This window comes from Bacillus sp. S71 (genome assembly GCF_016625265.1).
In the GTDB taxonomy this organism is placed as follows: domain Bacteria; phylum Bacillota; class Bacilli; order Bacillales; family Bacillaceae_G; genus Bacillus_A; species Bacillus_A cereus.
In genome coordinates this window covers 217,168-229,742 of the sequence record NZ_JACVUW010000007.1, presented here as the reverse complement: position 1 = coordinate 229,742, position 12,575 = coordinate 217,168, and the positions used below count along the sequence as shown (strand labels likewise).

Sequence of the window (12,575 nt, the reverse complement as noted above, 5' to 3'; positions counted from 1 at the left end):
TATTATCGAGCAGCAGTTTTGAAAAGATCGATATTGTCTAATGCTTTACCTGTTCCAATTGCTACGCAATCTAATGGATCTTCTGCAACAAGAACTGGCATTTTCGTTTCTTCACTAATTACTTTATCTAAATTACGTAGTAATGCCCCGCCGCCTGTTAATACGATACCGCGGTCCATAATATCAGCCGCTAATTCAGGTGGCGTTTTTTCTAACGTATTTTTAACTGATTCTACAATCGCATCTACTGTATCTTTTAATGCATCTGCAATTTCTTCTGGCTGAATTAGTACTGTTTTTGGTAAACCACTTACTAAATCACGACCGCGAATTTCCATAGGCTCGATACCTTCTGGCTCGCCTGCAGAACCAATTTCTAATTTTAATGCTTCAGCTGTTCTTTCACCAATCATTAAGTTATAGCTTTTCTTAATGTACTGAATGATTGAATCATCCATATCATCACCAGCAACACGAACTGACTGGCTTGTTACAATACCACCTAAAGAAATAATTGCAACTTCTGTTGTACCACCACCGATATCAACAACCATACTACCAGTTGGTTCCCAAACAGGTAAGTTTGCACCAATTGCTGCTGCAAATGGCTCTTCGATAGGATAAGCATCACGAGCACCCGCTTGACGAGTCGCATCGATTACTGCACGTCTTTCTACAGCTGTAATACCAGATGGTACACATACCATTACATACGGCTTACGTGAGAAGAAACCGTTTGATTTTTGAGCTTGTTGAATGTAATATTTCATCATTGTTGCAGTTGTTTCATAATCAGCAATTACACCGTCTTTCATCGGGCGAAGTGCCACAACGTTCCCTGGTGTACGACCAATCATTTGTTTTGCATCGCTACCTACAGCAACGATTTGTTTCGTATCAGTTTGTAACGCAACTACTGAAGGTTCACGTAAAACTACACCTTTTCCTTTTACATATACAAGCGTGTTCGCAGTTCCTAAGTCTATTCCAAGATCGCGAGTAAATCCACCAAATCCAAACATATTATTTATCTTCCTTTCTTGTTTTCACGGACTCATTTTTTCTTACTTTATATTATAAAAACAGTACGTTTTTTATATCTTTATCCTTTTTGTAGATAAATTTCTACAAAAAACTCATAAATCACATTATAAAACAAAATAAGTAAAAAGCATAGTCTTAAATATGACCTTTTTCCTTTAAACTCACGAATTTATGGTCACCTATTATAATATGATCAAGCACTTCAATTCCGATAATCTGACCGCATTCTACTAAGCGTTTTGTTACTTCAATATCTTCACGGCTCGGCGTTGGGTCTTATCAATAGTAAATTTCGAAATAATTATTAAAATCAATGTCCTTACGTTGAGTATATGTATTTAACGTGGGCAATCATTAAATTCTCCTATATATCTTACTTCCATTTAAATATACATTGGCAAGCTATATTTTCATCAAAAATATTATTCGAAAAATTCAACCACTAAAATCCCTCGAAAATATCCACTTCTAATAAAGTTTTGGTAAAGTCATCTATATATATACCGGATTTTTATTCAAAACAGTTTTGCTATAGATAAAAGAAAATAGTTTTTCATGCTAGGACTAATAATAGTTGCCTTTTAATCAAAACTTATTTTAAAGTTATAAAAAGGAAGTTATTTATCTACAAAAATCAAAGCCACATCCATGAATACAGCATCTGTGCTAACGATCAATATCTTTCTTAAGACTAACCTTTGTAAAGATGTATTTATATCATTTAAGGAGATGAAGTAATTGTATTCACCAAAAATCAAGGAATTTATAAGAACTTATGTAAAAGCCATTGAAGGTTCAAATGCAGCTGTATTTGCTGGAGCTGGCTTATCTCAGCCAGCAGGGCATGTGAATTGGAAAGAATTAATGCGCGAACTTGCTGATGATTTAGGGTTAAATGTAGATTTAGAAACAGATTTAGTAGCTTTAGCCCAATATCACGTTAATGAATTTGATGGTAGAGGAAAAATCAATCAAATACTAATAGAAGAGTTTACCAAAGGAGTCCAAACAACAGAAAATCATACACTACTTGCAGATTTACCGATTTCTACGTACTGGACCACCAACTATGATTCCTTAATTGAAACCACTTTAAAAAACATGGGAAAAAAAGTGGATACTAAGATAGTTCCTGAAAACCTTGCTCATACAACTCCTAAAACTGATGCTGTTATATATAAAATGCATGGTGACAGCTCCTTACCTCATCAAGCAGTTTTAACTAAAGATGATTATGAAGGCTATAATATTACACGTCAATTATATAGTACGGCGTTACAAGGTGACTTAGTATCTAAAACTTTCTTGTTTGTTGGTTTTAGTTTCGATGATCCGAACTTAACTTACATTCTTAGTAGAATAAGACTGTTATTAGGTGAGAATTCCAGAACTCATTATTGTTTTATGAAACAAATAGAAAGAGAGGACTATGAGTCTGAGGGAGAATTTCACTATGCACAAATTAAACAACAATTAAGAATAAATGATTTGAAAAGATATAAAATAACTGTTTTATTAGTAGATTCCTATCAGCAAATAACTGAAATCTTAAAAAAAGTACACGATATTGTTAAACGTGGTGGCATTTTTATATCCGGAAGTGCTACTTTCTTTGATAATTGGGAAGAACAACAAGTACTTCAATTCAGTACAAATTTAAGTAAATCTATAATTCAATCCGATTATAATATTGTCTCTGGATTCGGATTAGGAATTGGTAGTTGTATTATTTCTGGAGCGCTTGAAGAATTATACAAAACCCCAAATAGAAAAGTGGAGGAGCGCCTAAAAGCTCGACCTTTCCCTCAACAAACTACGGGAGACTTATCTTTAGGAGAACTTTGGACTAAATATAGAAATGATATGCTCTCTTCCGTGGGTATCGCTATATTTATATTTGGAAATAAAAAAGGTGCATCCGGAGAAAAGATAGATGCAAATGGTATGATTGAAGAATTTGAAATTGCTATTACAAAAGGCGTAATTCCTATACCTATAGGAGCTACAGGAGACGCCTCATTAACTATATGGAACAAAGTAATGGAAAACTTCGATGGTTATGTAGGAATAACTGACTTAAAAGGTCTATACGAACAATTAGGAGATACAAACAAAACGCCAGAAGAATTGATAAACATTACTATAAAAATAATTAAACATCTAAAAAAATAATATATCTTTCACAAATATACAAAGGAGAGTGGGTAAGTATGGGGAGAAAAATATTTGTCTCATATAAATACGCGGATAGCGATGTATATCCATTAGAAGGCCTGGATTATACAACAACGGTACGGAATTACGTAGATGAACTTCAAGGGAAATTAAAAGATGAAGATCATATTAACAAAGGTGAAGCTGATGGTGATGATTTAAGTGATTTCAAGGATGAAACGATATGGACCAAATTAAAAGATAAGATTTTTGATAGTACCCTTACAATTGTCTTGATTTCTCCAAATATGAAGGGAATTTTCACTAATGAAGAAGACCAGTGGATCCCCTGGGAAATTTCATATTCTTTAAAATCACAAACAAGAAACGGTAAAGTTAGCGGAACAAATGCAATGCTGGCTATAGTATTACCAGATCAAAATAATAGCTATACTTACTTTATTGAGGATAATTCTTGTCAAAGTTGCAATTGTAGAACTCTAAAGACTAATACTTTATTTACAATACTCAAAAAGAATATGTTTAATGTAAAATCTCCCACTTTTAACGATTGTGATAATCACAGCGACGACAATAAAGTTTATTTAGGAGAAGCATCTTATATTCGTTCTGTTAAATGGGAGGATTTTATTAACAATGTCGAGGGAAATATTCAGTCAGCATACGATATCAAAGATAATATAGACAACTATGAAATACATAAAAAAGTTTTATAAGAATACCTCTTTTTAATTTTATCAAACCTTTTTCCAAAATACTAAGCCTGTATCTAAGGTTACTAGTTTTCTCTAGATACAGGCTATTATTACGTATTAGAAATAATATACAATCATGTATTAAAATTCGATATTTAATATCAAATTTTAATACGAATCCCCTTTTCTTTTGCTGTAAAATACGTATTTATAATACATTTTTTATCAAACCTTTTTCAGTGAAACATTAAAAACAAATAATATTTCATTGTAATTCAGTAAAGATAGCTCCTATTTAATAGTATTCTTTAATTTAGCTAATTCAAATAGAATAGCAACGCGGTAATCAAATACAGGATATAACTTTTCCTTTGTGTGTACATTATACCAATATGCTCCATCGGAAAATAAATGAGGAAAAGCTTTACTTACGTCTACTTTTTTAGACATTATTTCCCCTTTCATATGCCCTATTCCAGCCGCGATAGAATGGTTTCCGCTTTCAATATGGCAAACATCTATAGGAGTGTAGTATGTAGATTCATGATTATATGGATCGAAGATGAAATCTCTTTTATATATTTCTTTCACAGCATCTTTCATACGTTTTCGATTCCATGGTATTGGTATTACACATTCATCTTGAAGGTTTATATGTATGGATTCTTTATTCAATGGATCATGAATTTTCAACTCCTCACCATTCTCATTGTAATAGGACATCGGAAAAAACATTCGACGATTATAATCTTTAAAGTGTTCCTCTCTATAAAAAATAGTAGTTATTACACTAGTTTTAAAATCTTTTCGGATAACATCCATCATATAGTTTAATATTATGTTTTTTTGTGATAAATCATTTTCTTTTTCTAACCAAATATGAGCAATTTCCATCGTGTACAAGAATCGCTGCTCTGAAGTCGGTTCGAGGTTGGGACTTTTTTTTTCTTTACATAGGATATTTTTAAACATGCTTATGCTCTCCTTGTAACAATTTTTTTATAAAAAACCTGCGATAATTTACATCTTTCAATAAAACGATTCTAAGTGAGTTTTAATCAACCGTTATTCTAAAACTACAATTATTGCACACAATTTTTTACCCCCACTCCATTGTTAGCAAAATTACTAACAATGTTAACTTTATAATGATTATGTAAACTTACAAAATCATTTTATTAAATTTAGAAAGTGGCATTGTTTGAATATTCATCTGCTCTGCTTTTTCTAAAAGTACATAGTCGCCTCCATCGGCATAAACAATTAAATCCACCTTGTATCCATTTGCACCTTTGTTTATTCCCCTAACTTCCATATCATTCAGAAGAATTTGTTCTACTTGAGATTGAATTCTAGTTGGCATACATGCAATATTAACAGTTGTATCTTTAAACTCTGGCAACTTCTGAAATGATGTATTTGAACTTTCAATAAAACTCTTTTGAAATGGAATTTGATTCCTTTCAATTGAAACGGTATTTAAGTTAATTTCTTCCGAGACAGCATCCAGAAACCAGACATCTGTCCGAACTTCAATATCTAATTCCCGCGCCTTCTCCAATTTACTTCCAGGATTTTCACCACAAATCAAAAAATCTGTTTTTGAAGATACACTTCCAGTTACCTTTGCCCCGCACTTCAATGCAATTTCCTTCATAAGCGCTCTGGGAAATGGGCTGGCACCTGTGAAAACAATTGTTTTCGCTTGAAAAATAGTGCTTACTCCTTCTATTTTTGCAATAGATTCAACAAAATGATTTAACTGTTTCGGTTTCACTTTATATAGAGGTATCCAAGTCGTAGGGTTTGCTCTTTTAATAACTTCAAAAAGCGCTTTTACATCATCTAAAGCAATATGATTCAGTGGTTGATCTAATTCATAAAACGAGACTAAGTATCCCAAAGAATAAGAAAATAAATTAGGATTTGCATATTTAATAGCTCTTATTGAATCATAACATTCATACTCAGCATCCAACCACCCATAATAAACCAGAAATTTCCTGTCAAAAGATACGTTATGCGCAATAATTGGATAATTATATTGAGCCAATACACTAATAAAGGATTCTTTTTTCGTTGAATCTTCAGAAATATCCAAGTATCCTTTCCCCATACCCAAATGTATAGAAGATAAATCCTCTATCTCAGCTAGATGCACTTCCTTAACAATTTTACCATTCTCTACAACAAGTAAGGCAACTTCCAAAATTCCTGAATCTACATCAAATCCCCCTGTCTCAATATCAACTAAAATCATATTTTCCATGTTTTAATCCCCCCTTACTCAAAAAATTATACTTGCTCCAAATTCCTCTTTTAAGAAGTTTGTAATCAATTCTTTACTTTCAAAAACTCGTGACATTTTTTCACTTAAAAAGTGATAATGCTTACTATATACACTTTTTCTAATAGTAAATGTCATGGAAGTACTTTTCCCATCTTGGTTATCATATTTAATTACACTTTTATACACTGAGATATATTGATATTTCCCTATTTCTTTTCCATCCTTCATAACAATAATTAAAGCGCTATTTTTAATGTTATGAAAATTCATTTCATGAATATCATACAGCCCCTTAAAGCTCCAATTTTTTTTATTATTATTTAGAAAAGACATTAACATCTTTTCACTTTTAAAACCTGTTACATGAACTCTATCTCCATCAAGATTTAAAATGCCACTTTCCAATTCATTAATTCTTTCCTGTAACATTACAATTCCCCCTTACTTTCTCATTAGCAAAAACAATATTTATATTTAACTATTCTTTATTGTACAACTCTCCATATAATTTTTGAATTTGATTCTTTAATTTTGTATTTTCTTCTTCTACTTCCTTAATTCTCATTTTTAAAGTTTTAATTAATACTTCTTCAGATCGGGAACCTTTTTTGGTCACAGGTCTAGCGCTTAAGTGATTATATTGTTGCTTACGGAGCAATTCAATTCTTTTTCTAATATCTGTTTCCTTGTAAAGCCACGACTTAGAAACATTTGCTTCTTTAGCTACAGTATTAAAATTTATAATCCTCCCTTCAAGTGATAACTTAGAGATTGCTTTGTCTACACTTTCTCTAGTTTGAGTAGCCTTTAGCTTGGCCAAACACACAATTTTCTCGGTATTCCGCACTTTTTTCCCCATATTAATCACTTACTCCTTTAAGCTACCTATTATTTGCTCTAAGCGTTCTTTTACACGGCTATTAGTTTCTATTTGCCTTTGCCACTGTTTGTCCTTAGCAATAGCTAATAGCTCCTTTGTATGCCTTAAATGTTCCTGGTGCTGTGGTAAGAATTGTTTACTAGTACAAAAATGTGTACAATCTAAACATGCATTAGCATGGGGGCACGATCCCGCTATTACCGGTAACCTGCAATAGCCATTAGGAAGTACTTGGGCATTTATATTTTTTTTGAACCATTGAAGGTCAATGTCATCAACTTCATTATCATTATTCAATTCTAATACATCACCGTGATTAGTGACTAACTTCTCCTTAAATTTCGTAAATTCCACTTTGAGAGTTTCGTCAAAAATATGTGCGTACCTACTTGTCATTTCAGGGCTTTCATGACCTAAAAATTTCTGCACAATGTGTTGGGGAACTCCATTATTTATCATTCTTGTTCCTACTGTATGACGAAAAGCATGAGCATGAAACCTAAAAATAGCTCCCTCTCTGTCAACAATCGTACATTCATAAGCCAATTTGTTTAAATCATCTCTAAATGTACTTTGTTTTAATGGTGATCCATCTTTTCTAGGAAATAGATATTCACTATTAGAAAAATCCTTTGAAACTTTATTTTCTTGAACCTTAATTAATAAAGCCACTTCTTTTGAAATAGGAACAACATGCTCCTTTTTCATTTTCCATTGATAGTACTTTAAAAAATAATCTCCTTCTTTGTCCTCTAATAAACACCCCTTTTTTAAAGTACATAATTCACTTACTCTCATCCCACATTCTTGAATAATCATTGTCATCGTTGCGATGTAAGGCGGAAGTTTATCCAGATGACCGTTTAATTGTTCTAGTATATATTCATCTATAAATCGTGGTTTTGCATTTGGCACTTTAGGATAATCCTCTGGATAAATTAATGCCTTTGAAGGGGCATCGCCCCATTCTACTCTTAAAAGAGTACTAAATAACCCCTCCAATGTAGAAACTCTTCCAGTTATAGTACTAGGTTTTAATCCCATTATGTTTATTCTACTTAAATATGCTTCAATCTCTATTCTTGTTACTTGATGGATTCTCTGGATATTTTTAAAATTTATGTCTAAAAAATTAAAAAATTCTTTAAGCTTCTGAGCAATATCAGTAACATGGGAAAAACTATTTGTATTCAACTTTAATTTACAATACCTTTTTGCAAGGTTTTTAAAATACGGATTACGATAATCCTTAAAGGAAACTAGATATTCATACGAAGTAGGATTAACTTTATCCTCTGGGATTGATAATTTACGTCTATCCCAAACATCTTTATCCCACTCCTCACCGTCAAAATAATAGTCCTCATAAAATTCCATAAACTGCTTTAGATTAGTAACATAATATGAATTAGCTTCCACAGCTATTTTCTCTTGATTGGCATTAATCTTATAATTAGTAGTTGTAGCCTTAACCCCTTGTTCAATCAGGTATGTTCTATATTCATTCATTGCTTTTTCGATTGGCACCTCAGTTATTGAGCTAATGTTGGGATATTTAAAATCTAAAAATCCTAGCATTTTACTTATCACTGTACCTTTTCTTATCCATACTGTTTTAGCTCCCCAAATCCCCTGTATTATGTGGTAGTAATAGAAATATTTCAGTTCTGTTTTTAGCCATAAATTCTGAACACGGTCAAAATGGACATAGCGATTTCTTAATTTAGGACTCTTTGCTAATTCTATAGCTGAAGGTTCAGGACATTGATGAATATCCCATTTATCCTTCGCCCAAAATCCTTGTAATTCATTATTCATTTCTGCTATTTTCTTACTAATTTCACTACTACTAACAATTCTCCTTCCATGGTAAGCAGTCATAACTTTCCTTCCTTTCTCTCAAGATATTTTTTAAACTCATTCTTCATATCTTGATTTGAAAGATGAACATACGTATTTAATGTAGTTTGAACGTTCGCGTGCCCTAATCTCTTTTGAACATAGGCTACATCCCAACCATTTCTAATTAATTCTGTCGCATGAGTATGACGCAATACATGTGGTGTAAACTTTATCCCAGTTCTCTTAGTTATTCTTCTAATTAGATCAAGAACACTTTGGTATTTTAGGGGGATTCCATAAAAATTTTTTTTCAAAGAGATAAAAACATAATCGTGCTCAATCTCTTCGCTATACTCGTATACTAAATATTCTGTATATAAAGTCATTAATTCTTTACTTACATGTATCGTTCTTGCTTTCCTCAATTTTATATAAGCTCCATTTTCATTTACATCTCTAGGAGTTAAACAAATTTGATTATCCCAAGTAACAATATCTTCAAGTCTCAATGATAATACTTCACCAATTCGAAGCCCACCTTCGTACATAAGCATTATAATTAATTTATCCCTAGTAGTACGACAAGCATCCAAAATCTGTTTGACTTGATCTAATTCTAAAGTTTGTATCTGTTTCTTTTTTGCTCTTAACTTTAATACATTTTTTTGATATTTCCCTTTATTTATATGATGTAAAAAACTCTTAAAATTTCTCCCTTTTGCTTCTTTAAAAACATTTAGCTCTCTAAATTCCCCCATCCTGTTTAAATACTCAATGTAGCTCATCACCGCATTTAAGATAGCATTTACTGTTGTCTCTTCCCTAACAGCATCCTTTAACTTAATCTCAATTACTTTATTTACAGTGGGGTACCTTAACCACCCCACAAAATTAGCTAATTCTTCAAAACTAGTTTCATTAAGACTAATCTCCCTTTGGTCCATAAATTCATAATAGAGTTTTAAATGATAACAATATGTCTTAATGGTATTTGGTGATTTCCCAGTATTGTCTAAGTATTTGACAAACCTCATAACTGGTTCCACTAATTGGTATTCTTTATTTAACAGTATATAGAGTGGATAGGGTTTATTATCCACTTTTATCTTTTGAACTTTCACCAATTTCCCCTCCTTAAATACTTTAACAACTTTAAATTAAACCTTTAATTAATAATAATTTAAAGTAAAAAAATATCCAAGTTTTCCTTCTTTAATTACTTTCAATACTATAGTTTATTGTACTATGGATAAGGGATCTCCTGAGGGATGGTTATGAAGACATATGATAGAGGCTGCTGCACGACGGAAGGCTTCTTTAAAAACTTCCCTTGGGTGTACAATTGACGTGTTTAAACTTCCAATAAAGATCGTTTGCCTATGTATAACTTGATTTTTTGTATTTAAATATAAACAAACAAAATGCTCTTGTTGTAAAAAGCGCATTTCTTCCATCATGTATTTCGCACAATCTTCTGGACTTCGAATACTATATCTATTTTGATATTCTAAACGTACCATTCTTCTGCCTAGCTCAAAGGCTGCCATAAGTTGCGATGCCTTTGAAATCCCAATACCATGTATACTAATTAGCTCTTCTAATGTTGCATCTTTCAACATACGTAAGCCATCAAATTGGTGTAAAATTTTATCTGACAACTTTAAAACTGTTTCTTCTTTAGAACCTGTTCTGAGTAACACTGCAAGGAGCTCTCGATTTGATAAACTTCCAGCACCTTCTAACAATAAACGCTCCCGTGGTTGTTCTTCTCTTACAACATCACGAATACCGTTCATCTCTCCACCCCTTTATTTGTTCTCTCAAAGAAAACCCCATGCAATTTTACGCATGGGTTACATCAATATCAAATTGTTTTAATTCTCGAACGAGACGTGCAATTGGTAAGCCAACTACACTATAGTAGTCCCCTTGAATATGTTGAACGAAAATAGACCCTTTACCTTGAATCCCATAACTACCTGCTTTATCAAGAGGTTCTTTCGACGCGACGTATGTATCAATTTCCTCTTCTGTTAATTCCCAAAACGTAACTTCTGTACGCTCATAAAAAGTAACCGTTTTTTCTTTTGATATAATCGCAACACCTGTATACACTTCATGTGTTTTCCCAGATAGTAATTGTAACATCTCTTTCGCCTCATCCTCATTAGAAGGCTTACCAAGGATACGCGACTCATATGTAACAATTGTATCTGCACCTAACACAATGTGATCACTATTATTTTCTGCAACCGCTGATGCTTTTTGCAAGGCAAGCGACATTACAATATCAGAAGGCGATGAATATGCACCAATTGTTTCCTCTACTTCACTTACAACGATTTCAAATGGTACGCTAGCTAACTCAAGCAATTCCTTCCTCCGAGGTGACCCTGAAGCTAAAATTATTTTTTTCATATTTTCTCCTTCCTTTCTCACATGAAGCAGAACAATTTATATCAATCGTATCAAAGGAATAGTTTGCCCACAAATGAAAGAAATATTAATTTCTCTAACTAAAAATAACACTTCTTTATTGCATACGATTATATTCCTGTCATAGAGAAAGCACTTTGCTCTAAATTCAAAAGAAAAGAAAGAAGTACATGTACTTCTTTCTTACTCATTTTATTATCCTATCATTTCACTTTCTACGAAACAATTTTTTCATACGAGAGTAAGCCATCAATAATAACTTGATTTAATTTCGCCAAAGATTCCTTATCCATTTTCCCATCTTTTACTGTTTGTACAGCTACCGACGTATACATATACAGTTTCTTTGCTTCTTCTCGCTTCATACTTTTCCCTTCTTTTTCAATCGCTTTCCATTCTTTTTCAATCACTTCTATATCTTTTGCGCTGCTTTTCCCACCAACTTGTACGCTAGAAGCATATTTGGCTAAATGAGTATATAATGGCTGCACTTTTGTTAAAAATGTTCCTACTTCTTTATCATCTTTCAGCAATGCTTTATCTGTTATATCCCAGTTCTTTTTTAAAACGGAGACACCATCATTTTTATACTTAGTCATTAATTGATTTATAGCCTGTTCATCGCTAGCAATACCAACAACTATTGCATACTTATCCCCGCTCGGTCTCAAAGCACCAATGCCCCCATTGCCTTTCCATTCTTCAAGAGCTGCCTGTCCCTTTTCTTCAGAAGAATAAAGCCCCCCTTGAACAAAGAATAATTTCATCGGATCCAATGACGTTCCTGTCTGCGCCTTTTGTTTTTCTTCTTTCGGTGCTGGTGTTTGTTCTGCCGTTCCACCCACCTTTGATTCTCCATTTCCAGTCGGCCTTGAAGCAGTTACTTCACTTCCTCCTGTTGTTCCTTGTCCAGTAAGTAAATGAAGCATCCCCATTCCAAACGTCGTACCGATAATAATTGCGGTTGCAACGATTGCAATTAATGTATTACTCCACTTCTTTCGGTATTTTTCCACAGACACTGATTTCGCTTTTTGAAACGGAACAACATTTTTAGGTCGTTCACTTTCTACTACCATCCATTCAAATTCATCTTTCTTTTTTTCCTCATACTTCGCTTCTGTTCCATTCACTTTCACTGAGATCGTTCGTGATTGCTTGTCCATACACTCACACCTCACCTCTTATCGTTGTCCGCATCATATCATATTCA

12 protein-coding genes and 1 pseudogene are annotated in these 12,575 nt (G+C 32.9%); 2 read left to right on the top strand and 11 right to left on the bottom strand.

Going from position 1 to position 12,575, the window contains the following annotated elements; all coding sequences use genetic code 11:
* Positions 1–2: 2 nt before the first annotated feature.
* Both mreB and IBT51_RS17705 read right to left on the bottom strand, forming a co-directional pair.
* Positions 3–1,022, bottom strand: coding sequence for a cell shape-determining protein MreB (gene mreB, locus IBT51_RS17710; protein ID WP_000466736.1), 1,020 nt, complete (start codon positions 1,020–1,022; stop codon positions 3–5).
* A 157-nt stretch (positions 1,023–1,179) separates the two neighbouring features.
* Positions 1,180–1,320, bottom strand: a pseudogene (locus IBT51_RS17705) (JAB domain-containing protein); the annotation flags it as partial.
* Positions 1,321–1,782: 462 nt separating this feature from the next.
* On the opposite strand from IBT51_RS17705, the gene IBT51_RS17700 reads away from it, so the two are divergent.
* Both IBT51_RS17700 and IBT51_RS17695 read left to right on the top strand, forming a co-directional pair.
* On the top strand, positions 1,783–3,216 hold the full coding sequence (locus IBT51_RS17700) for an SIR2 family protein (RefSeq protein ID WP_200458520.1): 1,434 nt from the start codon (positions 1,783–1,785) through the stop codon (positions 3,214–3,216).
* Between the two features lie 38 nt (positions 3,217–3,254).
* A complete protein-coding gene (locus IBT51_RS17695; protein ID WP_200458519.1) occupies positions 3,255–3,935 on the top strand; it encodes a TIR domain-containing protein in 681 nt (226 codons plus the stop codon).
* A gap of 270 nt (positions 3,936–4,205) precedes the next feature.
* Here IBT51_RS17695 and IBT51_RS17690 read toward each other — a convergent pair whose 3' ends face one another.
* From IBT51_RS17690 to IBT51_RS17650, 9 genes are all read right to left on the bottom strand, one after another.
* On the bottom strand, positions 4,206–4,886 hold the full coding sequence (locus IBT51_RS17690; protein WP_200458518.1) for a DUF6710 family protein: 681 nt from the start codon (positions 4,884–4,886) through the stop codon (positions 4,206–4,208).
* 190 nt (positions 4,887–5,076) lie between these two features.
* Entirely contained in the window at positions 5,077–6,183 is a 1,107-nt protein-coding gene (locus tag IBT51_RS17685) for a 3'-5' exonuclease (RefSeq protein ID WP_200458517.1), read from the bottom strand.
* Positions 6,184–6,201: 18 nt separating this feature from the next.
* Positions 6,202–6,633 (bottom strand): hypothetical protein, encoded by a 432-nt coding sequence (locus tag IBT51_RS17680; RefSeq protein ID WP_200458516.1) that lies wholly within the window; start codon positions 6,631–6,633, stop codon positions 6,202–6,204.
* Between the two features lie 49 nt (positions 6,634–6,682).
* Positions 6,683–7,063 carry a DUF6262 family protein gene (locus tag IBT51_RS17675; protein WP_200458515.1) on the bottom strand — a complete coding sequence of 127 codons (381 nt, stop codon included), beginning with the start codon at positions 7,061–7,063 and terminating at the stop codon, positions 6,683–6,685.
* Between the two features lie 9 nt (positions 7,064–7,072).
* Entirely contained in the window at positions 7,073–8,965 is a 1,893-nt protein-coding gene (locus IBT51_RS17670; RefSeq protein WP_200458514.1) for a tyrosine-type recombinase/integrase, read from the bottom strand.
* Positions 8,962–10,047 carry a tyrosine-type recombinase/integrase gene (locus tag IBT51_RS17665; protein WP_200458513.1) on the bottom strand — a complete coding sequence of 362 codons (1,086 nt, stop codon included), beginning with the start codon at positions 10,045–10,047 and terminating at the stop codon, positions 8,962–8,964. The genes IBT51_RS17670 and IBT51_RS17665 overlap by 4 nt, the downstream gene beginning before the upstream one ends.
* 114 nt (positions 10,048–10,161) lie before the next feature.
* A complete protein-coding gene (radC, locus tag IBT51_RS17660; RefSeq protein ID WP_200458512.1) occupies positions 10,162–10,722 on the bottom strand; it encodes a RadC family protein in 561 nt (186 codons plus the stop codon).
* A 46-nt stretch (positions 10,723–10,768) separates the two neighbouring features.
* Positions 10,769–11,344: a Maf family protein gene (locus IBT51_RS17655; RefSeq protein ID WP_029443367.1), complete on the bottom strand. Its 576-nt coding sequence runs from the start codon at positions 11,342–11,344 to the stop codon at positions 10,769–10,771.
* A gap of 233 nt (positions 11,345–11,577) precedes the next feature.
* Positions 11,578–12,528 carry a hypothetical protein gene (locus IBT51_RS17650; protein WP_023523114.1) on the bottom strand — a complete coding sequence of 317 codons (951 nt, stop codon included), beginning with the start codon at positions 12,526–12,528 and terminating at the stop codon, positions 11,578–11,580.
* Positions 12,529–12,575: the final 47 nt, after the last annotated feature.